23 protein-coding genes are annotated in these 23,894 nt (G+C 61.6%); 18 read left to right on the plus strand and 5 right to left on the minus strand.

Features of this window, described 5'->3' with window-relative positions; translation table 11 throughout:
* Positions 1 to 3: 3 nt before the first annotated feature.
* Positions 4 to 654: an HAD family hydrolase gene (locus JKA62_RS23065; RefSeq protein ID WP_011331813.1), complete on the minus strand. Its 651-nt coding sequence runs from the start codon at positions 652 to 654 to the stop codon at positions 4 to 6.
* A gap of 28 nt (positions 655 to 682) precedes the next feature.
* Positions 683 to 1,228 carry a gamma carbonic anhydrase family protein gene (locus JKA62_RS23070; protein ID WP_011331812.1) on the minus strand — a complete coding sequence of 182 codons (546 nt, stop codon included), beginning with the start codon at positions 1,226 to 1,228 and terminating at the stop codon, positions 683 to 685.
* A gap of 62 nt (positions 1,229 to 1,290) precedes the next feature.
* Here JKA62_RS23070 and prlC point away from each other — a divergent pair, with 62 nt between their 5' ends.
* From prlC to JKA62_RS23085, 3 genes are all read left to right on the plus strand, one after another.
* The gene (prlC, locus tag JKA62_RS23075) at positions 1,291 to 3,369 is read left to right on the plus strand and encodes an oligopeptidase A (protein ID WP_011331811.1); all 2,079 of its coding nucleotides are present in this window, start codon (positions 1,291 to 1,293) and stop codon (positions 3,367 to 3,369) included.
* Entirely contained in the window at positions 3,366 to 3,656 is a 291-nt protein-coding gene (locus tag JKA62_RS23080) for a YheV family putative zinc ribbon protein (protein ID WP_007953955.1), read from the plus strand. Before prlC ends, JKA62_RS23080 begins: the two co-directional genes overlap by 4 nt.
* A 112-nt stretch (positions 3,657 to 3,768) precedes the next feature.
* Positions 3,769 to 5,811, plus strand: coding sequence for a M3 family metallopeptidase (locus tag JKA62_RS23085; RefSeq protein ID WP_201819614.1), 2,043 nt, complete (start codon positions 3,769 to 3,771; stop codon positions 5,809 to 5,811).
* Here the strand turns inward: JKA62_RS23085 and JKA62_RS23090 are convergent.
* Complete coding sequence (locus tag JKA62_RS23090; protein ID WP_201819831.1) at positions 5,798 to 6,445, minus strand: phosphatase domain-containing protein; 648 nt, start codon at positions 6,443 to 6,445, stop codon at positions 5,798 to 5,800. The genes JKA62_RS23085 and JKA62_RS23090 overlap by 14 nt on opposite strands.
* A gap of 297 nt (positions 6,446 to 6,742) precedes the next feature.
* Between JKA62_RS23090 and JKA62_RS23095 the strand changes: the two genes are divergently transcribed.
* The 6 genes from JKA62_RS23095 to JKA62_RS23120 all read left to right on the plus strand — a co-directional run bounded on the left by JKA62_RS23095 (position 6,743) and on the right by JKA62_RS23120 (position 14,309).
* Entirely contained in the window at positions 6,743 to 7,489 is a 747-nt protein-coding gene (locus JKA62_RS23095) for a gluconate 2-dehydrogenase subunit 3 family protein (protein WP_201819616.1), read from the plus strand.
* A 2-nt stretch (positions 7,490 to 7,491) separates the two neighbouring features.
* On the plus strand, positions 7,492 to 9,276 hold the full coding sequence (locus tag JKA62_RS23100; protein ID WP_085613564.1) for a GMC family oxidoreductase: 1,785 nt from the start codon (positions 7,492 to 7,494) through the stop codon (positions 9,274 to 9,276).
* Between the two features lie 12 nt (positions 9,277 to 9,288).
* Positions 9,289 to 10,590: a c-type cytochrome gene (locus JKA62_RS23105; RefSeq protein WP_201819618.1), complete on the plus strand. Its 1,302-nt coding sequence runs from the start codon at positions 9,289 to 9,291 to the stop codon at positions 10,588 to 10,590.
* A gap of 74 nt (positions 10,591 to 10,664) precedes the next feature.
* Positions 10,665 to 11,723, plus strand: coding sequence for a PA0069 family radical SAM protein (locus JKA62_RS23110; RefSeq protein ID WP_201819620.1), 1,059 nt, complete (start codon positions 10,665 to 10,667; stop codon positions 11,721 to 11,723).
* 237 nt (positions 11,724 to 11,960) lie between these two features.
* Positions 11,961 to 12,692: a carbonic anhydrase gene (locus JKA62_RS23115; RefSeq protein ID WP_011331804.1), complete on the plus strand. Its 732-nt coding sequence runs from the start codon at positions 11,961 to 11,963 to the stop codon at positions 12,690 to 12,692.
* A gap of 90 nt (positions 12,693 to 12,782) precedes the next feature.
* On the plus strand, positions 12,783 to 14,309 hold the full coding sequence (locus JKA62_RS23120) for a SulP family inorganic anion transporter (RefSeq protein WP_201819622.1): 1,527 nt from the start codon (positions 12,783 to 12,785) through the stop codon (positions 14,307 to 14,309).
* Between the two features lie 50 nt (positions 14,310 to 14,359).
* Here the strand turns inward: JKA62_RS23120 and JKA62_RS23125 are convergent, their stop codons facing one another.
* Positions 14,360 to 14,992, minus strand: a complete 633-nt coding sequence (locus tag JKA62_RS23125) for a hypothetical protein (RefSeq protein ID WP_039764833.1) — start codon at positions 14,990 to 14,992, stop codon at positions 14,360 to 14,362.
* A gap of 369 nt (positions 14,993 to 15,361) precedes the next feature.
* Here JKA62_RS23125 and coxB point away from each other — a divergent pair, with 369 nt between their 5' ends.
* The 4 genes from coxB (at position 15,362) to JKA62_RS23145 (ending at position 19,656) form a co-directional block, all read left to right on the plus strand.
* Positions 15,362 to 16,489 carry a cytochrome c oxidase subunit II gene (coxB, locus tag JKA62_RS23130; RefSeq protein ID WP_011331801.1) on the plus strand — a complete coding sequence of 376 codons (1,128 nt, stop codon included), beginning with the start codon at positions 15,362 to 15,364 and terminating at the stop codon, positions 16,487 to 16,489.
* A gap of 82 nt (positions 16,490 to 16,571) precedes the next feature.
* The gene (gene ctaD, locus JKA62_RS23135) at positions 16,572 to 18,164 is read left to right on the plus strand and encodes a cytochrome c oxidase subunit I (protein WP_007953983.1); all 1,593 of its coding nucleotides are present in this window, start codon (positions 16,572 to 16,574) and stop codon (positions 18,162 to 18,164) included.
* A gap of 27 nt (positions 18,165 to 18,191) precedes the next feature.
* Positions 18,192 to 18,743, plus strand: coding sequence for a cytochrome c oxidase assembly protein (locus tag JKA62_RS23140; RefSeq protein ID WP_011331799.1), 552 nt, complete (start codon positions 18,192 to 18,194; stop codon positions 18,741 to 18,743).
* Positions 18,744 to 18,768: 25 nt separating this feature from the next.
* Complete coding sequence (locus JKA62_RS23145) at positions 18,769 to 19,656, plus strand: cytochrome c oxidase subunit 3 (RefSeq protein ID WP_011331798.1); 888 nt, start codon at positions 18,769 to 18,771, stop codon at positions 19,654 to 19,656.
* Between the two features lie 9 nt (positions 19,657 to 19,665).
* On the opposite strand, the gene JKA62_RS23150 is transcribed toward JKA62_RS23145, so the two are convergent.
* Positions 19,666 to 19,869, minus strand: a complete 204-nt coding sequence (locus JKA62_RS23150) for a twin transmembrane helix small protein (RefSeq protein WP_064379555.1) — start codon at positions 19,867 to 19,869, stop codon at positions 19,666 to 19,668.
* Positions 19,870 to 19,941: 72 nt separating this feature from the next.
* On the opposite strand from JKA62_RS23150, the gene JKA62_RS23155 reads away from it, so the two are divergent.
* The 5 genes from JKA62_RS23155 to JKA62_RS23175 are packed head-to-tail and all read left to right on the plus strand — an operon-like array spanning position 19,942 to position 23,850.
* Entirely contained in the window at positions 19,942 to 20,682 is a 741-nt protein-coding gene (locus JKA62_RS23155) for an SURF1 family protein (RefSeq protein ID WP_011331796.1), read from the plus strand.
* Positions 20,648 to 21,241, plus strand: coding sequence for a hypothetical protein (locus JKA62_RS23160; RefSeq protein WP_201819624.1), 594 nt, complete (start codon positions 20,648 to 20,650; stop codon positions 21,239 to 21,241). The genes JKA62_RS23155 and JKA62_RS23160 overlap by 35 nt, the downstream gene beginning before the upstream one ends.
* A gap of 10 nt (positions 21,242 to 21,251) precedes the next feature.
* Positions 21,252 to 22,331, plus strand: coding sequence for a COX15/CtaA family protein (locus JKA62_RS23165; RefSeq protein WP_201819628.1), 1,080 nt, complete (start codon positions 21,252 to 21,254; stop codon positions 22,329 to 22,331).
* Positions 22,319 to 23,218 (plus strand): heme o synthase, encoded by a 900-nt coding sequence (cyoE, locus tag JKA62_RS23170; protein ID WP_007953992.1) that lies wholly within the window; start codon positions 22,319 to 22,321, stop codon positions 23,216 to 23,218. Before JKA62_RS23165 ends, cyoE begins: the two co-directional genes overlap by 13 nt.
* Positions 23,215 to 23,850, plus strand: coding sequence for an SCO family protein (locus JKA62_RS23175; protein WP_007953994.1), 636 nt, complete (start codon positions 23,215 to 23,217; stop codon positions 23,848 to 23,850). The genes cyoE and JKA62_RS23175 overlap by 4 nt, the downstream gene beginning before the upstream one ends.
* Positions 23,851 to 23,894: the final 44 nt, after the last annotated feature.

A 23,894-nucleotide genomic window follows, 5' to 3' on the forward strand; every position in this document is an offset into this window, starting at 1 on the left:
CGATCAGCGCTGCAAAAACGCCTGATGCAGCTCCGCCAGCGTCTCGAAGTGATACGCCGGTGCTTCAGCGCTCAGCTCTTCATGGCTGCCAAAACCGTAACCCACGGCCGCCGCGTCCAGACCGTTGCTGCGAGCACCGATCAGGTCGTGTTTGCGGTCACCGATCATCAACGTACTGGCCGGGTCCAGTCTTTCCTCGGCGATCAGGTGGGCAATCAGCTCGACCTTGTTGGTACGGGTGCCGTCCAGTTCGCTGCCGTAGATCACCTTGAAGTGTTTGGCGAAATCAAAGTGCCGGGCGATTTCCCGGGCGAACACCCAAGGCTTCGACGTCGCGATATACAACTGCCGGCCCTGGCTGCCCAGGGTTTCCAACAACGGCGTGACGCCGTCGAACACCCGGTTCTCGTACAGGCCGGTAACCTTGAAGCGCTCGCGGTAGTAATTCACCGCCTCCCAAGCCTTGGCTTCGTCGAAACCATAAAACTGCATGAACGCTTGCAACAGCGGCGGGCCGATGAAGTGTTCCAGTCTGGTCAGATCCGGCTCGTCGATGCCGAGTTTGCTCAAGGCGAACTGGATGGAACGGGTGATGCCCTCACGCGGGTCGGTGAGGGTGCCGTCAAGGTCGAACAGTACGGTCTGGTAATGCATGAAAAATCCCGGGCGGTAGAAAGAAAAGTCAGAGCTGGTCGTAGCCTTCAGCCAGATGCAGGTCCTTGAGCTTCACGTAGTTCGCCGCGCTGTAGGTGAAAAAGGCGTTTTCCTTGTCGGTCAGCTGGCGGATCTGTTTCACCGGACTGCCGACGTACAGAAAGCCGCTTTCCAGATGCTTGCCCGGTGGCACCAGGCTGCCGGCGCCGATGATCACGTCGTCCTCGACCACCGCGCCGTCCATGACGATGCTGCCCATGCCGATCAACACGCGGCTGCCGACGGTGCAGCCGTGCAGCATGACCTTGTGGGCGATGGTCACGTCATCGCCGATCAGGAGCGGGAAGCCGTCCGGGTTGAACGGGCCGGCGTGGGTAATGTGCAACACGCAGCCGTCCTGCACGCTGGTGCGCGCGCCGATACGGATGCGGTGCATGTCGCCACGGATCACGGTCAGCGGCCACACGGAGCTATCTTCGCCGATTTCGACGTCGCCGATCACCACCGCCGAGCCGTCGACAAAAGCGCCTTGGCCCAAGCGTGGGGTGTGATTCTGGTACTTGCGAAGGGACACGATTAGTTCTCTCTCTGTCGCCGATAGCTGCGGTGGGTGTCGATTGTAATTAAGATGGGCGCATGTTTCTTCCAGCCAAGGTGCCAACCGTGAGCGTGAACAACCCTCTTCTGCAGTCCTACGACCTGCCGCCGTTCTCCGCGATCCGTGCCGAACACGTGCAGCCGGCCATCGAAACCATCCTGGCCGACAACCGCGCCGCCATCGCCGAAATCCTCAAGACCCAAGGCCAGAACCCGACCTGGGCCGGGCTGGTGCTGGCGATGGACGAACTCAATGATCGCCTGGGCGCTGCCTGGAGTCCGGTCAGCCACCTCAATGCCGTGTGCAACAGCGCCGAACTGCGTGAAGCCTACGAGTCGTGCCTGCCGGCATTGAGCGCCTACTCCACCGAAATGGGCCAGAACCGCGAACTGTTCCAGGCCTATGAAGCCCTGGCCAACAGCCCGGCAGCCGCCGGTTTCGACGTGGCGCAAAAAACCATTCTGGAACACGCCCTGCGCGATTTCCGCCTGTCGGGTATCGACCTGCCGGAAGCCGAACAGAAACGCTACGCCGAAGTGCAGAGCAAGCTATCGGAGCTGGGCAGCCGCTTTTCCAACCAGTTGCTCGACGCCACTCAGGCCTGGACCAAGCACCTGACCGATGAAGCCGCCCTCGCCGGCCTGACCGATTCGGCCAAGGCGCAAATGGCTGCTGCGGCACAGGCCAAGGGCCTCGACGGCTGGCTGATCACCCTGGAATTCCCGAGCTACTACGCGGTGATGACCTACGCCCAGGACCGTGCGCTGCGTGAAGAAGTCTACGCCGCCTACTGCACCCGTGCGTCGGATCAAGGCCCGAACGCCGGCCAGAACGACAATGGCCCGGTGATGGACGAAATCCTCGACCTGCGTCAGGAACTGGCAAAACTGCTCGGTTTTTCCAGCTTCTCCGAACTGAGCTTGGCCACCAAAATGGCCGAGTCCAGCGATCAGGTGCTGAGCTTCCTGCGTGATCTGGCCAAGCGCAGCAAACCGTTCGCCGCCCAGGATCTGCAACAGCTCAAGGCTTACGCCGCCGAGCAGGGCTGCGCCGATCTGCAAAGCTGGGACAGCGGTTTCTACGGTGAAAAACTCCGTGAACAGCGTTACAGCGTCGCTCAGGAAACCCTGCGCGCCTACTTCCCGATCGACAAAGTGCTGGGTGGTCTGTTCGCCATCGTTCAGCGCCTGTACGGCATCGAAATCGCCGAACTGAAAGGCTTCGACACCTGGCACCCGGACGTGCGCCTGTTCGAAATCAAGGAAAACGGTCAGCACGTCGGCCGTTTCTTCTTCGACCTCTACGCCCGCGCCAACAAGCGCGGCGGTGCGTGGATGGATGGCGCCCGCGACCGTCGCCGCACCGTCGACGGCGTGCTGCAAAGCCCGGTGGCCAACCTTGTGTGCAACTTCACCCCGGCCGACAGCGGCAAACCTGCGCTGCTGACCCACGATGAAGTGACCACCCTGTTCCACGAATTCGGCCACGGCCTGCATCACCTGCTGACCCGCGTCGAGCATGCCGGCGTTTCCGGTATCAACGGCGTGGCGTGGGACGCCGTCGAGTTGCCGAGCCAGTTCATGGAAAACTGGTGCTGGGAGCCGGAAGGTCTGGCGCTGATTTCCGGCCACTACGAGACCGGCGAGCCGCTGCCGCAGGATCTGCTGGAAAAAATGCTCGCGGCGAAGAACTTCCAGTCCGGCCTGATGATGGTGCGCCAACTGGAATTCTCGCTGTTCGACTTCGAACTGCACGCCACCCACGGTGACGGCCGCAGCGTCGCGCAAGTGCTGGAAGGCGTACGCAACGAAGTCTCGGTAATGCGACCTCCGGCCTACAACCGCTTCCCGAACAGCTTCGCGCACATCTTCGCCGGCGGTTACGCGGCGGGTTACTACAGCTACAAATGGGCGGAAGTGCTGTCGGCAGATGCCTTCTCCAAGTTCGAAGAAGACGGCGTGCTGAATGCCGACACCGGTCGCGCCTTCCGCGAAGCAATCCTCGCCCGCGGCGGCTCGCAGGAGCCGATGGTGCTGTTCGTCGACTTCCGTGGCCGTGAGCCATCGATTGACGCACTCTTGCGCCACAGCGGCCTGAGTGAGGACGCGGCAGCATGAGTGAGGCACCCGTGAAGACCAAAAAACGCTTTATCGCCGGGGCGGTCTGCCCGGCGTGCAGCGAGCCGGACAAACTGATGATGTGGAGCGAGGACGATGTCCCGCACCGCGAATGCGTGGCGTGCGGCTACAGCGATACGCTCAATGCCCAAGGGCTGTCGGTACCGAAAGAACTGGGCACGCGGGTCAATACCAGCGCGCTCAAGCCGGCTCCGGACAAAACGGTTCAGGCGGTGCAGTTCTTCCCGAATCCGAAGCTGAAGAAAAAGCCCGACGAGCAGCACTGATCCAGAACCACCTTCCACGATTCGTCGGTGGAAGGTGGTATTGGCTTACCACCTGTCCCCCGCACTTGCTTCGTAGGCTGGCCTTTTGCGCCACGCCTCGAAGGAAGCTGCCATGCCCGACACCAATCCCCTCCTGCAACACTGGACGCTGCCACCGTGGCCAGCGATTCACGCCGAGCATTTACTGCCGGCCGTCAACAGCATTATTGCCGATAACCGACGCATCATCGCCCAGGTGATCGCCAGTCAGACCGAACATCCCGGCTGGGATGATCTGGTGCTGAGCATCGACGAGGCCGACGCGCGCCTCGGCGAAGTCCGCTCGATTCTCGAAACGTTGTCGATGGTCAGATCCGACGATCCGGTCTGGCTCGTGGAAAGCGCCAAGGCGCATCTGGCGATCAATCAGTATCGCTCTGAAAAAGCCCACAATCGCCGGTTGTACGAGACCTATCAGCGTTTGGCGCAGAGCTCGATCGCCGGCAGTTTCGATGAGGCGCGCAACATCGCACTGTCGCGAATTCTGCGCCGATTCAAGCAGTCGGGCATTGAGCTTCCCACTGAACAGCAGCAGGAGCTGGCGCGGTTGAACCGCGAGATCGGAGGCTTGGAATTCGTATTTCTGGACAACCTCGAGCGCTGGGCCGAGGCGTGGAGCAAACGTGTTGACGATGTGGCACTGCTTACGGGTCTGCCGCCGGCGATGAAGGATCGGCTGGCACTCGCCGCACGCCAGACCGGCCATGACGGCTGGTTGATCCGCCTGGACCAGAACACCTTCCAGCACATCCTTAAATACGCCGAGAACCGCGCCTTGCGGGAGGAATGCTATGTGGCCTACATGACCCGTGCCTCCGATCGAGGGCCGCTGGCCGGCCGCTTCGACAACGCCCCGGTACTGAAGAAGCTGCTCGCCTTGCGTCAGCAGAAAGCCCGTTTGCTCGGTCATGAAAACGCCGCGCAACTGAGTCTTGCCAAAAACAGCGCCGGGACAACGGCATGGGTTAGTGGTTTTCTACAGCGTCAGGCGGCGCAACTGGCACCTACCCTCGCGCAGGATGCAGAACAACTGACAGACTTCGCGCAGCAACGCGGGATCGACCGGGTCCAGCCGTGGGATGAAGACTTCCTCGCCGAACAATGGCGCCAGCAGCAGTTTCCCGGTGCGCTTGAAAACCTGCGGGATTACTTCCCGCTCGAGGGCACCCTGCGCAGGCTCTTGCTGTTTTGCGAGCGAATGTTCGGGATCCGCATCGTCGAGCAATCCGGCGGTGGGCACTTGCACGACGATGTGCGCCTGCTGGAAATCAGCGAGGATGAGCAGGTCATCGGCTACATCTACCTCGATCCGTTTCACCGCGATGGCGCTGCGGATTTCCCCGGCACCTTCACGCTGCGCAACCGCCGGATCAATGCCGAAGGCCGCCCGGCGCTGCCGATTGCCCTGCTCTACAGCAATTTCACACCGGCCAGCGATACCCATCCGTGCCGGCTCGAGCTCCACGATCTGCGGGTGCTGTTTCATGAATTCGGCCATTGCCTCCAGCACGTGCTGACGCGCTCGCCCCATCACAGCCTGTCCGGCATCCTTCAATTGGGCCATGAAGCGGCGGAGTTTTCCGGGCAATTGTTCGAGCAGTGGTGTCTGTCGCGTGAGTTTTTGCTGTGGCTGGGTGCTCATTTTCAGACGGGCAAACGATTGAGCGCAGCAAGGGTCGACGCGGCATTGTCAGCCAGTCAGGCCCATTCCGCCCGGCAACAGGCCTTTTTGCTGATGGGGGCGATGATCGATTTCGAGCTGCACCTGACCCACGGCGATGGGCGCTCGGTCGAGGAGACTTGCACCGATGTGCAGCGCAGCCTGGGTCATCTGCAACTGCCGGACGATCATCGCTTCGCCAATGGATTCGATTACATGGTGACCCAGTACGACGCCTCGGTTTACGCCTACGTCTGGTCGGGCGTGCTGGCTCAGGAAGCGTTCAAGCGCTTCAGCCGGGACTGGGTGTTCAACGCGCAAACCGGCCGTGAGTTTCGTGCAACGTTCTTTGCGCCGGGTGCGGGGCGTCCATTGCTGGACGCGGTGGAAGCGTTCATCGGCCGGCCGGTCGCCGGCCTCGTTGACGGAGAGGCCGGACGAGTTACTTCAGATTGACCGTCTGAAACCAGCTCTTCATCGAGCACGTGGCAAACGCGCTGGTGCTGCAATCGCCATTGGCCAGCGCGGTGCGCAACTTGTCGACATCGGCCTGCATCACGTAGCGCACGCTGTCCCGGAAGTGCCCACTCTCGCCAAAGCCGCCCTGGGTCATTTCGTTCAGGGCGTCTTCCTTGCTCCAGCCCTGCACGACGATCCGGTACATCGCCGCCATCAGGCCGGTGCGATCGGAGCCGTGCTTGCAGTGCATCAGCACCGGGCCTTCGGCTTCGGCGGACTGAATGGCACGCAGGGTCTTGAGCACATCACTGTCGTCCACGTGATTGGTGCGATAGGGCAATTGCACCTGATGGATTCCGGGGGTTTTCAGCCAGTTGGAATCCGCTTCCGGCAGGAAGTTGATAACCGTCGCCACTTTCAGGTTGTTCAACAACGGCACTGCACCGTCATCGGGGAGTGCACTGCGGTAAAGCGTGGGCGACATCTGGAACAGGTTGTATTGCACCTCGACCGGTTGCGCCCACTCAGTGGGACGAGCAGCAGCCGGAGCCTCCGCCGCTTGGGCGGGAATACAGCTGAACAGGGCAAGCAGCGACAAACAGAATGCGGAGGAAAAACGCGTCAGGAACATGCTTTGCGGCGACCGTGTGGGTTTTGTCATTGAAGGCCTCAGCTTGCGAGCCATGCAGTCAAATCCCCGTGAGGCGCTTGTAAAAGAATCGTGAAGACACCGGTTTACTTGGCGAAAAACGCTGTTTTTTTGGCTGAATCGGTTCATCTCGTTGCTTAGCCTGCTACCATTTGTCACATCATGTTGCAGACGCGTCCTCGTTGTTCCCGGCCTTCCGGCCACGTCGCAAACAGAAAATTCTTGAGCCGTTCGCAGAAACGGCTGACAACCATCAATGCCTGATGAGGTGCACCCCCCATGTCTGATGAAGATCGAGACAACCCGCGGCGTGAGTTTTTGCGCAAATCCCTGACCCTGATTCCGGTCGTGACTCTGGCCGGCAGCGGTCTCGGCAGCACGGTGCTGCAAGCCGCGCCCGAAAGCGCGCCTGCCACATCCCAGGCAAAATCGGCCACGGTTGAAGCCAGCACGTATCAGCCGAGCTACTTCACCGCTGAAGAGTGGGCGTTCATCAATGCCGCCGTCGCGCAATTGATCCCCAACGATGCGCAGGGTCCAGGTGCACTCGAGGCCGGCGTGCCGGAATACATCGACCGTCAGATGAACACGCCGTACGCCGCCGGTGCCCTTTGGTACATGCAGGGCCCGTTCAACGCCGACGCCGCGCCGGAGATGGGCTGGCAGAGCAAACTGGTGCCAAAAGAGATCTATCGCCTCGGCATTGCCGCCACGGATCAGTGGGCAAAATCCATCAACGGTAAAACATTTGCCGAGCAAGACAGCGCTACCCGAGACGATCTGCTCAAGCAGCTTGAAGCCGGAAAACCGCAATTCGACGCGGTTCCGGCGAAGATTTTCTTCAGTCTGCTGCTGCAGAACACCAAGGAAGGGTTCTTCTGCGACCCGATCCACGGCGGCAATAAAGGCATGGTCGGCTGGACCATGATCGGCTTCCCCGGCGCCCGCGCCGATTTCATGGATTGGGTGGAACGCAACGAGCAATACCCCTTCCCGGCAGTTTCGATTCGCGGCGAGAGGGCGTGAGCATGGCAACGGTAATGAAGAAGGTCGACGCAGTGATCGTCGGTTTCGGCTGGACAGGCGCGATCATGGCCAAGGAGCTGACCGAAGCAGGCCTCAACGTGCTGGCGCTGGAACGCGGGCCGATGCAGGACACCTACCCGGACGGCAACTATCCACAGGTGATCGACGAACTCACCTACAGCGTGCGGAAAAAACTCTTCCAGGACGTTTCCAAGGAAACCGTCACCATCCGCCACAGCATCAACGACATCGCCCTGCCGAATCGCCAGTTGGGCGCGTTCCTGCCCGGCAATGGCGTGGGCGGCGCCGGGCTGCACTGGTCGGGCGTGCACTTTCGGGTCGACCCGATCGAGTTGCGCATGCGCAGCCACTACGAAGAGCGCTACGGCAAAAGCTTCATCCCCAAGGACATGACCATCCAGGACTTCGGCGTCAGCTATGAAGAGCTGGAACCGTTCTTCGATTTCGCCGAAAAAGTCTTCGGCACCTCCGGCCAGGCCTGGACCGTGAAAGGCCAATTGGTCGGCCAGGGCAAGGGCGGCAACCCGTACGCACCGGATCGCTCGAACCCGTTCCCGCTGGAAGCGCAGAAGAACACGGTTTCCGCACAGCTGTTCGGCAAAGCGGCTACCGAAGTCGGTTACAAACCCTACAACCTGCCTTCCGCCAATACTTCAGGGCCGTACACCAACCCCTACGGCGCGCAGATGGGACCATGCAACTTCTGCGGTTTCTGCAGCGGTTACGTTTGCTACATGTATTCCAAGGCGTCGCCGAACGTGAACATTCTGCCGGCGCTGAAGCCGCTGCCGAATTTCGAACTGCGGCCCAACGCCCACGTGCTGCGGGTCAACCTCGACAGTACGAAAACCAAAGCCACCGGCGTCACCTACGTCGACGGCCAGGGCCGCGAGATCGAACAACCGGCGGACCTGGTGATCCTCGGCGCATTCCAGTTGCACAACGTGCGTCTGATGCTGCTCTCCGGCATCGGCAAACCCTACGACCCGGTCAGCGGAGAAGGCGTGGTTGGGCGCAACTTCGCCTACCAGAACATGGCCACGATCAAGGCGTTCTTCGACAAGGACACCCACACCAACAACTTCATCGGCGCCGGCGGCAACGGTGTGGCGGTGGATGACTTCAACGCCGACAACTTCGACCACGGGCCTCACGGTTTCGTCGGTGGCTCGCCGATGTGGGTCAACCAGGCCGGCAGCCGACCGATCGCCGGCACCTCCAACCCGCCCGGTACTCCGGCCTGGGGCAGTGCGTGGAAACGCGCGACCGCCGATTACTACACCCACCAGGTGTCGATGGACGCCCACGGCGCGCATCAGTCCTACCGTGGCAACTACCTCGATCTGGACCCGGTGTACCGCGATGCCTACGGCATGCCGCTGCTGCGGATGACGTTCGACTGGCAGGAAAACGACATCAAGATGAACCGCTTCATGGTCGAGAAAATGGGCAAGATCGCCGAAGCCATGGGCCCGAAAGCCATTGCCGTGATCGGCAAGAAAGTCGGCGACCACTTCAACAGCGCCTCGTACCAGACCACCCACCTCAACGGTGGCGCGATCATGGGCACCGATCCGAAGACCAGCGCGCTGAACCGCTACCTGCAGAGCTGGGACGTGCACAACGTATTCGTTCCGGGTGCCTCGGCATTCCCGCAAGGGCTGGGTTACAACCCGACCGGGCTGGTCGCCGCGTTGACCTACTGGTCGGCGAAAGCGATTCGCGAGCAGTACCTGAAAAACCCCGGCCCGCTGGTTCAGGCTTAAGGAGCGATGACCATGAAGACTCTCGTTATCGCGACCCTCGCGCTGCTCGGCAGCACGGCCGCTCACGGCGCCGAAATTGATCAATCCCTGATCAAACAAGGCGAATACCTCGCCCGTGCCGGCGACTGCGTGGCCTGCCACACGGCCAAGGATGGCAAGCCGTTCGCCGGTGGCCTGCCGATGGAAACCCCGATCGGCACAATTTACTCAACCAACATCACCCCGGATAAAACCGGTGTCGGTGACTACAGTTTCGAGGACTTCGACCAGGCCGTGCGCCATGGCGTGGCCAAAAACGGCACGACCCTGTACCCGGCGATGCCGTACCCGTCCTACGCCCGTGTCAGCGAAACCGACATGCGGGCGCTCTACGCCTACTTCATGCATGGCGTTGCACCGGTGGCGCAAGAGAACAAGGCCAGTGACATCCCGTGGCCATTGAGCATGCGCTGGCCGCTGATGGGCTGGCGCTGGCTGTTCACGCCAAAGGTCGAGGACTACAAACCCGCGTCGGACGATGCCGTCGTCAGCCGTGGGGCATATCTGGTGGAAGGCCTCGGACATTGCGGCGCCTGCCATACGCCACGGGCCTTGACCATGCAGGAAAAATCCCTGAGCGCAGCCGAAGGCAGCAGTTTTCTGTCAGGCAGTGCGCCGCTGGAAGGCTGGATCGCCAAGAGCCTGCGCGGCGACCACAAGGACGGTCTCGGCAGCTGGAGCGAAGAACAACTGGTGCAGTTCCTCAAGACCGGGCGCAGCGACCGCAGTGCGGTGTTCGGTGGCATGAGCGACGTGGTCACCCACAGCATGCAATACATGACCGACGCCGACCTGACCGCGATTGCTCGTTACCTGAAATCGCTGCCGGCCAATGACCCTGCCGACCAGCCGCACCAGTACGACGAAAAAGCTGCCAAGGCCTTGTGGAACGGTGACGACAGTCAGCGCGGTGCGTCGGTCTACATCGACAACTGTGCGGCGTGCCACCGCACGGACGGCCATGGCTACACCCGGGTGTTCCCGGCGCTGGCAGGCAATCCGGTGCTGCAATCGGACGACCCGACTTCGCTGATCCACATCGTGCTCAAGGGTGGAACGCTGCCGGCGACGCACGCGGCACCGTCCACCTTCACCATGCCCGGTTTCGCCTGGCGCCTGTCGGATCAGGAAGTGGCGGATGTCGTGAGCTTCATCCGTGGCAGTTGGGGCAACAAGGGCGCGCCCGTCAAGGCCGCTGATGTCGCCGAATTGCGCAAGGACGATATGAAGCAAACCTCGAACGATGACCTCGGCCAGGTGACACAGCACAACTGACTGTTCGCCAAACGGCACTGGTCAGATCGACAGCGCCTCGATACTGTATATATAAACAGTATCGAGGCACTGCCATGTCCACCCCTCTTCCTCCGCGCGGTCGCGGCACCGCCACCAACCCGCACAACCGCTTCGCGCCGAGTCGCTCGGTGGCCGAGGATGACGGCTGGTTTCAGGAAGTGCCTTTGACCCAAGGCACCGAAGTCAGCTTTGAGACGGCAAAGACCATCATCACCCGCAACACCTCGCCGGACCTGCCCTTCGACCGCTCGATCAATCCCTATCGCGGCTGCGAGCATGGCTGCATTTATTGCTACGCACGTCCCAGCCACGCCTATTGGGACATGTCGCCGGGGCTGGATTTCGAAACCAAACTGATCGCCAAAACCAACGCGGCACAGCTACTGGAAGAACAGCTGGGGAAAAAAGGCTATCAATGCGCGCCGATCAATCTCGGCTCCAACACCGATCCCTATCAGCCGATCGAACGCGAACACAAAATCACCCGCCAGACCCTGGAAGTGCTGCTGCGCTACCGGCACCCGGTGACCATCGTCACCAAGGGCTCGCTGATCCTGCGCGACCTCGACCTGCTCACCGAACTGGCGCAACAACGGCTGGTGGCGGTGATGATCAGCCTGACCACCCTGGACGACGAGCTCAAACGCATTCTCGAACCCCGCGCTGCAGCGCCCAAGGCCCGGTTGCGGGCGATCCGGGTCATGCGCGAGGCGGGGATTCCGGTCGGTGTGCTGTGTTCGCCGATGATTCCGATGATCAACGACAGCGAAATCGAAAGCCTGCTGACCGAGGCCCACGCGGCCGGCGCCCAGAGCGCGGCCTACATGATGCTGCGCCTGCCGCTGGAAGTGGCGCCGCTGTTCGAGGAATGGCTTGAGGCGCACTACCCGCAACGTGCGGCGCATGTGTTGAGCCTGATCCGCCAGAGCCGTGGCGGCGAGCTGTACGACAGCCGTTTCGGTGCCCGGATGCGCGGCGAGGGTCCGTTCGCCGATCTGCTCGCCCAGCGCTTCGCCAAAGCGATCAAGCGCCTGGGGCTCAATCACCGCGAAGGTTTCAACCTCGATTGCACGGCCTTCTGTCCACCGGGTCGCCAGATGGCGCTGATTTAGGGTCAATTGGCCTATGGTTGAGAGGAAGTAACGCTTGACCGGTTTACCCCGGTCACGTTTTTTGTGACCTGGAACACACGTTCTAGAGCGCTTGATTCAGTTTGAGTTAAGTTTCGGCGGTTACCTTGTTCATCGAGTGACTGACGGGTCGGGATGACCCGGATGTTCTAAACAGCCACTGGCTTCACACCGGAATACACGGGAACGACTCCCCGAATCCGCCAATGAGGATGAATCATGAGTGACAAGGATAAACAGCCGTTGGCTGCGTCGGCGCAAGCCGCCCCTGTGGCGGAATCCGCCGATGCAGCGTTGAAGCGTATCGTTGACGGCTTTTTGCATTTTCATCATGAGGTCTTTCCGCAGCAGGAAGAACTCTTCAAGAAACTCGCCACGGCACAGTCGCCACGGGCGATGTTCATCACCTGCGCCGACTCGCGCATCGTGCCCGAACTGATCACCCAGAGTTCGCCCGGCGATCTGTTCGTGACCCGTAACGTCGGCAACGTCGTGCCACCCTACGGCCAGATGAACGGCGGCGTTTCCACCGCCATCGAATACGCGGTCCTGGCCCTCGGCGTGCAGCACATCATCATTTGCGGCCACTCCGACTGCGGCGCCATGCGGGCGGTGCTCAACCCGGACAGCCTGGAAAAAATGCCGACGGTCAAAGCCTGGCTGCGCCACGCCGAAGTCGCGAAAACCATGGTGCATGACAACTGCAACTGCACCGACGAAAAAGAAAGCATGCCGATCCTCACCGAGGAGAACGTCATCGCCCAACTGCAGCACTTGCGTACCCATCCTTCGGTAGCCTCGCGCATGGCGAACGGTCATTTGTTCATCCATGGCTGGGTCTACAACATCGAAACCAGCGAAATCAAAGCTTACGACGCGGATCAGGGTTGCTTCCTGCCGCTCGACGGCAGCCATCCGATTCCGGTGGCGACGCCCAAAGCGCGCTTCTAAATCCTCCTAAAAATCCGTGTGGTTTGACGCCGGCCGCTGTTTCAGCGGCCAGGCCTTGCCACGCCTGAAGAAAACTTCGGGAGAATCGCCATGCGTGCGGCTCAATTGAAAGCTGTGTTGCCACGGGAGTTGCTCGCTTCAGTGGTTGTGTTTCTGGTCGCTCTGCCGCTGTGCATGGGCATTGCCATTGCTTCAGGGCTGCCGCCGGCCAAAGGCCTGATCACCGGGATCATCGGCGGTCTGGTGGTGGGCTGGCTGGCGGGCTCGCCGTTACAGGTCAGCGGGCCGGCGGCGGGTCTGGCGGTGCTGGTGTTCGAGCTGGTGCGCCAGCACGGCATCGAAATGCTCGGGCCGATCCTGCTGCTCGCCGGCTTCCTGCAACTGGTGGCCGGACGGCTGAAGCTCGGTTGCTGGTTCCGGGTCACGGCGCCAGCGGTGGTGTACGGCATGCTTGCGGGGATCGGCGTGCTGATCGTGCTCTCACAGGTGCATGTGATGCTCGATGCGTCACCGAAACCCTCAGGTCTCGACAACCTGACGGCATTCCCCGGCGCGGTGGCGCAGGCCTTGCCGTCCCTTGGCTGGCAGGCCGGTTTGCTCGGGCTGTCGACCATCGCGGTGATGTGGTTGTGGGAGAAATTCCGCCCGCATTCGCTGCGCTTTATTCCGGGCGCGCTGCTCGGTGTCGGTCTGGCGACAGGTGCCAGCCTTTTGCTGGCGCTGCAAGTGAAGCGGGTTGAAGTGCCGGCGAATCTGGCGGAAGCCATCGACTGGCTGAAACCGGCGGATCTGCTCAGCCTGGCCGACCCGACGCTGCTGATCGCCGCGTTCGCCGTGGCCTTCATCGCCAGCGCCGAAACCCTGCTGTCCGCCGCGGCGGTGGATCGCATGCACAGCGGCCCACGTTCGGATTTCGACCGTGAGCTGTCGGCGCAAGGTGTCGGCAACATGCTCTGCGGTCTGGTCGGCGCGCTGCCGATGACCGGAGTCATCGTGCGCAGTTCGGCCAACGTCCAGGCCGGCGCCACCACACGCTACTCAACGATTTTCCATGGCCTGTGGCTGCTGGCGTTCGTGCTGTTGCTGTCGAGCCTGCTGCAGAGCATTCCGGTGGCGAGTCTGGCGGGTGTTCTGGTCTACACCGGTTTCAAACTGGTGGATCTCAAGGCGTTCCGTGGTCTGGGCCGTTATGGCCGGATGCCGATGTTCACCTACGCCGCCACGGCGCTGGCGATCATCTTCACCGACCTGTTGACGGGCGTATTGATCGGTTTCGGCCTGACTTTGTTGAAACTGGCGTTCAAGGCCTCGCGCCTGAAAATCAGCCTGATCGATCTGCCGCAGGAAGGGGAAATGGAGTTGCGTCTGGTGGGCGCGGCGACCTTCCTCAAAGTGCCGGCACTGACTCAGGTGCTGGGCAGCATTCCGCCGGGCACGACGGTGCATGTGCCGCTCAACAACCTGAGCTACATCGACCATTCGTGTCTGGAACTGCTCGAAGAGTGGGGCCGGGCGAATGCGGCCAAGGGGGCGAAACTGTTGATCGAGTCTCGCGGTTTGAAGCGACGGCTCGAGGGGCGGATCCGCACCACAACCGGGATCGGTGCGGCGGGCTGAAAACACTGGGGGAACAGAGCAATCTGTTCCCCCAATCGTTTGCGCAGAGATCAAGCAGCAGGCTGATCCAGCTCCAGGCCCACGCCCAGACGGCGGCTCATGCACGGCCAGCGTTTCCACGCCGCACCGGTGTCCGGGCTGCTGAGTTTCTCGCGGTAGGCTTCCACCGACTCCAGCGCAAAGCTGTCATCGTCGAGCATGCTGTCCACCGCGTGATGCACCACTTCGTCGAGTTGGTTGGCAAATTCCTCACCGATCAACTGGTGAGCAATCAGATTGGCGACCGTCATGTCCAAGGGGATCAGTGGCTGGCCGAAATGCTTGATGTACAGGTCGTTGACCTCTTCGACAAAACGGTGCGCCAGATAGGCTTCGTCCAGCAGACTGTCCAGGCCCACGGGTGGCTGGAGGAAGTACTGCTCGGCGATTTTCAGCACCGGTTTGATCTGCGATTCGATTCCCGCTTCCCTGGCGACTTCATTGGCTGCATCCAGCAGGTCTGGCACTTCGTCGATGTAGGCGGCGACAAAACGCGTCAGCACACCGTTGGCGTCGGTTTCCGGCAACTGGATCGCCGGGTGCAGGTGTTGCATTTGAGCTTCGAGCTGACGGGTCAGCTTTCCGGTTTCAATCTCGTGTTGTCGGGCTATGTGTATTTGCTCGCGCAATGCGGCGGTGTTCATGAAAACTCCAGGAAACAAGGCAATGAAATAGGGAAGACATAACTTAGCTGGCTTACGAAAAATGCTAAGACGCATTTGTCATAATTATTTCATCCTTGATGCACCGGCGTTATATCGGTTTGCCACCACTCGTCTGCATCCTTCTCCATTCGTGCCCTGGAACGCAAGTGCCAGCTGTTTCATTCGATTTACGTCCGCACATTGCATTTTTCAGCCGCTGTCTATACTCGCCAGTGAATGGAGTTAGCTGATGACGCCCGACTGCACCCGCAGCAAGGCCCGGCGATTCAAGTTCGTAGTCTGATGCAGCCGATCCCTTGCCGCAGGCGAAAGCCGGCGGGATAACAAGAACGATAAGGGGAACCCGCAATGATGCGACATCCACACGTCTGGATGGGCCTCCTGTTGTGGTCGATTTTCAGCCCGGTGCAAGCTGCCTGGACTGTGAATATGGCGCCTGGAGCGACTGAAATCAGTCACGCAGTATTCGACCTGCACATGACCATTTTCTGGATCTGTGTGGTGATCGGGATCATCGTCTTCGGCGCCATGTTCTGGTCGATGATGGTGCACCGCCGTTCTACCGGGCAGGTCGCCGCAAAATTCCACGAAAGCACCACCGTCGAAATTCTCTGGACCGTCGTCCCGCTGCTGATTCTGGTGGCGATGGCCGTTCCGGCGACCGCGACCCTGATCAAGATGTACGACACCAGTGAGCCGGATATCGATATCCAGATCACCGGTTATCAGTGGAAGTGGCACTACAAATACCTGGGCCAGGACGTCGAGTTCTTCAGCAACCTGGCCACGCCCGCCGAGCAGATCCACAACAAGGAAGCCAAGGGCGAGCACTACCTGCTCGAGGTCGACAAGCCGCTGGTGCTGCCGACCGGCGCCAAGGTGCGCTTCCTCGTGACCTCCGCCGACGTGATCCACTCCTGGTGGGTGCCGGCCTTCGCGGTCAAGCGCGATGCGATTCCGGGGTTCGTCAACGAAGCCTGGACCCGCATCGACAAGCCCGGCCTCTACCGTGGCCAGTGCGCCGAACTGTGCGGCAAGGATCACGGCTTCATGCCGATCGTGGTCGACGTCAAGGAGAAGGCCGACTACGAAAAATGGCTCGCCGAGCGCAAGGCCGAAGCGTTGCAGCTCAAGGAGCTGACCAGCAAGGAATGGACCCTCGACGAACTCAAGGAACGTGGCGACAAGATCTACCACACCACCTGCGTCGCCTGTCACCAGGCTGAAGGCCAGGGCCTGCCGCCGATGTTCCCGGCCCTCAAAGGCTCGAAAATCGCCACCGGCCCGAAAGAGGCGCACCTGAGCATTGTCTTCCACGGCAAGCCCGGCACCGCCATGGCGGCGTTCGGCAAGCAGCTGTCGGAAGTCGATATCGCAGCGGTCGTGACCTACGAACGTAACGCCTGGGGCAACAACAAGGGCGACATGGTCACGCCAAAAGAAGTGCTGGAGCTGAAACAGGCGGAAAGCAAATGAGCCGGTCTATTGCGTACTTCGTGAACCGGTCGGAGCCCTGCGCTCCGACCTGCCCAGTCCACTCACATGAAGGAGACCGGCCATGAGCGCTGTCATCGATGACCACGGTCATGCCGACCACGACCACGCCCACGGCCCCGCCAAAGGCCTGATGCGCTGGGTGCTGACTACCAACCACAAGGACATCGGCACGCTGTACCTGTGGTTTGCATTCTGCATGTTCCTGCTCGGCGGCTCGTTCGCCATGGTGATCCGCGCCGAGCTGTTCCAGCCCGGCCTGCAGATCGTCGAACCGGCATTCTTCAACCAGATGACCACCATGCATGGTCTGGTGATGGTGTTCGGTGCGGTGATGCCGGCGTTCGTCGGCCTCGCCAACTGGATGATCCCGCTGATGGTCGGCGCACCGGACATGGCCCTGCCGCGGATGAACAACTTCAGCTTCTGGCTGCTGCCGGCGGCGTTCCTGCTGCTGGTCTCGACCCTGTTCACCCCCGGTGGCGGGCCGAACTTCGGCTGGACGTTCTACGCGCCGCTGTCCACCACCTATGCCCCGGAAAGCGTGACGTTCTTCATCTTCGCCATCCACCTGATGGGGATCAGTTCGATCATGGGCGCGATCAACGTGATCGCCACCATCCTCAACCTGCGCGCCCCCGGCATGACCCTGATGAAAATGCCGCTGTTCGTCTGGACGTGGCTGATCACCGCGTTCCTGCTGATCGCGGTGATGCCGGTGCTGGCCGGGTGCGTGACGATGATGCTGATGGACATCCACTTCGGCACCAGCTTCTTCAGTGCCGCCGGTGGCGGTGACCCGGTGCTGTTCCAGCATGTGTTCTGGTTCTTCGGCCACCCCGAGGTGTACATCATGATCCTGCCGGCCTTCGGTGCCGTCAGCCAGATCATCCCGACCTTCTCGCGCAAGCCGCTGTTCGGCTACACCTCGATGGTCTACGCCACGGCGAGCATCGCGTTCCTGTCGTTCATCGTCTGGGCGCACCACATGTTCGTGGTGGGCATCCCGCTGGTGGGCGAGTTGTTCTTCATGTACGCGACGATGCTGATCGCGGTGCCGACCGGGGTGAAGGTGTTCAACTGGGCCAGCACCATGTGGCAAGGCTCGATGACCTTCGAGACGCCGATGCTGTTTGCCGTTGCGTTTGTGATCCTGTTCTCGATCGGCGGTTTCTCCGGGCTGATGCTGGCCATCGCGCCGGCGGACTTCCAGTACCAGGACACCTACTTCGTGGTCGCGCACTTCCACTACGTGCTGGTGCCGGGGGCGATCTTCGGGATCTTCGCGTCGGCCTATTACTGGCTGCCGAAATGGACCGGCCACATGTACGACGAAACCCTGGGCAAGCTGCACTTCTGGCTGTCCTTCGTCGGCATGAACCTGACCTTCTTCCCGATGCACTTCGTGGGTCTGGCGGGCATGCCCCGGCGGATTCCGGACTACAACCTGCAGTTCGCCGACTTCAACATGGTGTCGTCGATCGGCGCGTTCATGTTCGGTGCCACGCAGATCTTCTTCCTGTTCATCGTGATCAAGACCATCCGTGGCGGCGAACCGGCTCCGGCCAAACCGTGGGATGGTGCCGAAGGTCTGGAATGGAGCGTGCCGTCACCGGCGCCGTATCACACCTTCACCACGCCGCCGGAAGTGAAATGAACCCTGTAGCCGTTGAGGGCCGCCACCATGGCTGACTCGATTTCGATGAAGAAGCTGGTCACCCGACTGCTCGGCGTGGTGGTGGCGATGTTCGTCTTCGGCTTTGCCCTGGTGCCGATCTACGACGTGATGTGCAAGGCGTTCGGCATCAACGGCAAAACCGCCGGACAGTACGAGGGCGAGCAGACCGTCGATGCTTCGCGGCAGGTGCGGGTGCAGTTTCTGTCGACCAACACCGCCGACATGCCATGGGATTTCTACCCCAAGCATGACGAGCTGACGGCCAACCCCGGCGCGGTGAACGAGATGATCTTCATCGCGCGCAACCCCACCGACAAACCAATGAGCGCTCAAGCCGTACCAAGCATCGCACCGAGCAATGCGGCGGCGTATTTCCACAAGACCGAATGCTTTTGCTTTACCCAGCAGGTGCTGCAGCCCGGTCAGCAGATCGAGATGCCGGTGCGTTTCATCGTTGACCGCGACATGCCCAAGGACGTGAAGCACCTGACGCTGTCCTACACGCTGTTCGATATCACCGCCCGACATCCTCCGGTGGCTGCAAACACTGGCGGTTAAGCGTGCCCGATAAGGAGAACAATAAATGGCAACTCATGAGCACTATTACGTCCCGGCCCAGAGCAAGTGGCCGATCGTCGCCACGGTGGGGATGTTCGTCACCGTGTACGGTCTGGCGACCTGGTTCAACGATCTGAAGGCAGCGCGTCCGGAATCCCACGGCCCGCTGATCTTTTTCGTCGGCGGCCTGTTGCTGGCGTACATGCTGTTCGGCTGGTTCGGCACGGTGATCAAGGAAAGCCGCGCGGGCTTGTACAGCCCACAACTGGACCGCTCGTTCCGCTGGGGCATGAGCTGGTTCATCTTCTCCGAGGTGATGTTCTTCATTGCCTTCTTCGGTGCGCTGTTCTACGTGCGACACATCTCTGGCCCGGCGCTGGGCGGCGAAGGCACCAAAGGCATCGCCCACATGCTCTGGCCGAACTTCCAGTTCACCTGGCCGCTGCTGCACACGCCGGATCCGAAACTGTTCCCGCCGCCCAAGGAAGTCATCAGCCCTTGGGGCCTGCCGCTGATCAACACCATCCTGCTGGTGAGCTCCAGCGTGACCATCACCATCGCCCACCACGCGCTGAAGAAAGGCCATCGCGGCGCGCTGAAACTGTGGCTGGCGATCACCGTGCTGCTGGGCTGCGCGTTCCTCGGCTTCCAGGCCGAAGAATACATCCACGCCTACCACGAACTGGGGCTGACCCTCGGCTCGGGCATCTACGGCGCGACGTTCTTCATGCTCACCGGTTTCCACGGCGCCCACGTGACCATCGGCACGATCATTCTGTTCGTGATGCTGATGCGCATCATGAAGGGCCATTTCGACAACGAACATCAGTTCGGCTTTGAAGCGGCGAGCTGGTATTGGCACTTCGTCGATGTGGTGTGGATCGGCTTGTTCATCTTCGTTTACGTGCTCTGAGGAACAGAGCTACCAAGGCGCGTGCGACACCAGTTGGCCGCTGTAGAAACCCCAGGCGATCAAGCCGACGGTGCAGGCGGCCAATGCCACCCGAACACTCAAGGCGATCACCAGCCGATTCGAGCTGCTGTCGTCCTTGACCAGGAAAAACAGGCCGCTGAACAGGCTGACCACCGTGGCAATCAGCATCAGGACGATGGCTGCTTTGAGCATGGGAAGAACTCCGGGGGAACAAGCAATGCAGTTGAGTATAGCGATCGCGTTCACTGATTTTCTGGCGCGACCATGAAGCGCTTCCGGCCGGGCGTGGTGCCGACCCTGGTGGTCGGCCTGCTGCTGCCGTTGCTGATTTCGCTGGGCTTCTGGCAGCTGGGCCGGGGCGCGGAGAAAACCGCCCTGCTCGCCAGCTACGCCGAACGCCGCGCCGCCGAACCGATGGCCAGCACCGAGTTGCTGCACAGCGCCGATCCGGCCTTTCGCCGGGTGCATCTGCACGGCCAGTTTGACGCCGCCCACAGCCTGTTGCTGGACAACCGTCAGCGCAACGGCAAGGTCGGCGTCGAATTGCTGCAACCGTTTCAGGATCAGCGCAGCGGCCAGTGGCTGCTGGTCAATCGCGGCTGGCTGCCATGGCCGGACCGGCGCACGGCCCCGCAGTTCAACACACCGGTCGACGCCGTGGATGTCGATGCCTGGGTGTATGTCGCCCCCGGCGCCACCTTCCAGTTGCATGCCGATCCGGTCAGCAGCACCTGGCCGCAAACCGTCACCGCCGTCGAACCCACGAAGCTGTGGAAAACCCTCGAACGCGACGGTTTCGCCTACGAATTACGCGCCGAACCCGGCCCCGCCAGCTATCAGGCCGACTGGCCGGTAGTCGCGATGGGCCCGGAAAAACACCTCGGTTACGCCGTGCAGTGGTTCGCCATGGCCACCGCCCTGCTCGGGCTCTACCTCTATCTCGGCTGGCACAACGCAAAGGAGAAACACCATGGGAGCGGCCATGAATCCACCCAGCATGTCTGAAACGAAAGGCCCGGCCAGTCGCCGTCGCGGACGCATCCAGCTGCTGCTGATCGTGCTCGGCGTGGTCGGTCCGATGATCCTCGCCACCGGCATGTACAAGTTGCAGTTCTGGGTGCCGGAAGGTCGCAGCTATCACGGCGAACTGATCGGCAACGGCCAGACCCGCGCCGACCTCGGCATCCAGGCTGACGAAACGCGCTGGCAGATGCTGGTCACCGCACCGAAGGACTGCGCGGTGGACTGCCAGCAGCTGGTGTACCTGGCGCGGCAGATCCAGATCGGCCTCGGCCGCGAAGCCGGGCGCGCCAGCCACGCCCTGGCCGCTGCACAACCGTTGGCTGCCGACTACGAAGCCAAGCTGACCCGCGAATACCCGCAGCTGCAACGCTACCCGCTGGACGCAGCCACCTTCAGCAAGGCCACGGGCGACAAGGCCACACCGCAGCTGTGGATCATCGATCCCCACGGCAACCTCGTGCTGCGCTACGACCCGAGCGTCAAAGGCAAGGACCTGCTCAACGACCTGCGTCACCTGCTGAAACTGTCGAACATCGGATAAGGGCATCGTCATGGCCAAACCTGGATTTCGCCTCGCGCTGTTTGCCACCCTGCTGGCACTGATCGTGGTGCTGCTCGGCGCCTACACCCGCCTGACCCACGCCGGCCTCGGCTGTCCGGACTGGCCGGGCTGCTACGGCTTCATCAGCGTGCCGAAAAGCGAAGCCCAACTGGCCCATGCCGAACTGCATTTCCCGGACGCGCCGGTAGAAGCACACAAGGGCTGGAACGAGATGATCCACCGCTACTTCGCCGGCACTCTCGGCATGCTGATTTCGGTACTGGCCGGGCGCGCGTGGGTTAATCGTCGTCATCCCGGGCAACCGCTGAAACTGCCACTGTTTCTGCTGGCGGTGGTGTTCGCCCAGGCGGCGTTCGGCATGTGGACGGTGACGCTCAAGCTCTGGCCGCAAGTGGTGACCGGGCATTTGCTCGGTGGCTTCGCGACGTTGAGCCTGCTGTTTCTGCTGACGTTGCGACTGTCCGGCGTACTGCCGGCACTGACCGTGCCCAAGCGTCTGCAATATTGGGCGACTGCCGGATTGCTGTTGGTGATCGGCCAGATTGCTCTCGGCGGCTGGGTCAGTTCCAACTACGCGGCGGTGGCCTGCATCGACTTCCCGACCTGCCACGGCCAATGGCTGCCCCCGGCAGATTTCGCCAACGGCTTTCACCTGACTCAACACATCGGCCCCAATTACCTGGGCGGGCAACTCGACAGCGATGCGCGCACGGCAATTCACCTGACCCACCGCATCGGCGCGTTGCTGGTGACGGTCGTCCTGCTCGGTCTGGCCTGGCAACTGAAAGTGGTGGGCATGACGCGACTGGCCGGGCTGGTGCTGATCGCCCTCGGCGCGCAGATCACCCTCGGCATCAGCAACGTGCTGTTCCATCTGCCGCTGCCGGTGGCCGTGGCGCATAACGCCGGCGGTGCCGCGCTGCTGCTGACGATGGTGCTGGTCAACTACCACGCGCGGACCAGCCTGGTTCGGGTCAGGCAGCCGATGATCGCGCGCTGGCGCCTGAGGCCGCGCAAACACTCGGCGGCGCCCATCACTATTAAAGGAGAGACGCCATGGCGATTCTGATCGGCGAACGTCCGGCGCAGGCGCTGTGGCGTGATTACCTGGAGCTGACCAAACCGAAAGTCGTGGTGCTGATGCTGATCACCTCGCTGGTCGGCATGTTCCTCGCGACCCGCGCCGGGGTGCCGTGGACGGTGCTGGTGTTCGGCAACCTGGGGATCGCGCTGTGTGCCGGTGGCGCGGCGGCGGTCAATCATGTGGTGGACCGGCGCATCGATGCGGTCATGGCCCGCACCCACAAACGGCCGCTGGCCGAGGGCCGGGTTTCGCCCACAGGCGCACTGACCTTTGCGCTGGTGCTGGCACTGCTCGGCCAGGCCCTGCTGCTGACCTTCACCAATCCGCTGACTGCGTGGCTGACCCTGGCCTCGCTGCTCGGCTACGCGGTGATCTACACCGGTTTCCTCAAACGCGCGACGCCGCAGAACATCGTCATCGGTGGCCTTGCCGGCGCCGCGCCGCCGCTGCTCGGCTGGACCGCCGCGACCGGCCACGTCAGCGCCGAACCGTTGCTGCTGGTGCTGATCATCTTCGCCTGGACCCCGCCGCACTTCTGGGCGCTGGCCATCCACCGCAAGGAGGAATACGCGAAGGCCGACATTCCGATGCTGCCAGTCACCCATGGCGAGCACTACACCAAGGTGCACATTCTGCTGTACACCTTCGCCCTGCTGGCGGTCAGCCTGTTGCCGTACGTGATCCACATGAGCGGCCTGCTGTACCTGATCTGCGCGCTCGGTCTGGGAGCCAGGTTTCTGCAATGGGCCGTGGTGCTGTACCGTGGCACTCGGCCGCACGCGGCGATCAACACCTTCAAGTACTCTATCTGGTACTTGTTTCTGCTGTTCATCGCCCTGCTCGTAGACCACTACTTACTGTTGAACCTATGACTCGAACCCAGAAAACCGTCTTCATCCTCGTCGCCGTGATCGCGCTGATCCTCGGCCTGACCGTCAACAAAGTGCTGAGCGGCAAGGGCCAGGGCGACCCGACCGCACTGATCGACGCCGGCATCATCCTGCTGCCGCAGAGCCGCAACCTGCCGGACGTGACGATGACCAATCAGGACGGCCAACCGGTCACGGTCAACGAGCTCAAGGGCAAGTGGAGCCTGCTGTTCTTCGGCTACACCTTCTGCCCGGACATCTGCCCGACCACCCTCGCCCAGCTGCGCCAGATCAAGAGCGAACTGCCGAAGGATGCTGTGGATAAATTGCAGATCGTACTGGTCAGCGTCGATCCGAACCGCGACAACCCTGCGCAGTTGAAGCAGTACCTGGGCTACTTCGATCCACAGTTCATCGGCCTGACGCCGAAGTCGATCGACGAGCTGCAGAAGGTGGCGAACGCAGTGAGCATTCCGTTCATTCCGGCGGACACCAGCAAGCCGAATTACACGGTGGATCACAGCGGGAACCTGGCGGTGATCGGGCCTGATGGGACGCAGCGCGGGTTTATTCGGGCGCCGTTAAATAATGCCAAGCTGGTGGCGCAGTTGCCGGTGATGTTGAACCGCAAGTAAAAACTGAACGCACAAAAAAGGGGACGCCACTGGCGTCCCCTTTT

Origin of the sequence: Pseudomonas sp. B7 (assembly GCF_016735645.1) — a bacterium.
Classification (GTDB): domain Bacteria; phylum Pseudomonadota; class Gammaproteobacteria; order Pseudomonadales; family Pseudomonadaceae; genus Aquipseudomonas; species Aquipseudomonas glycinae.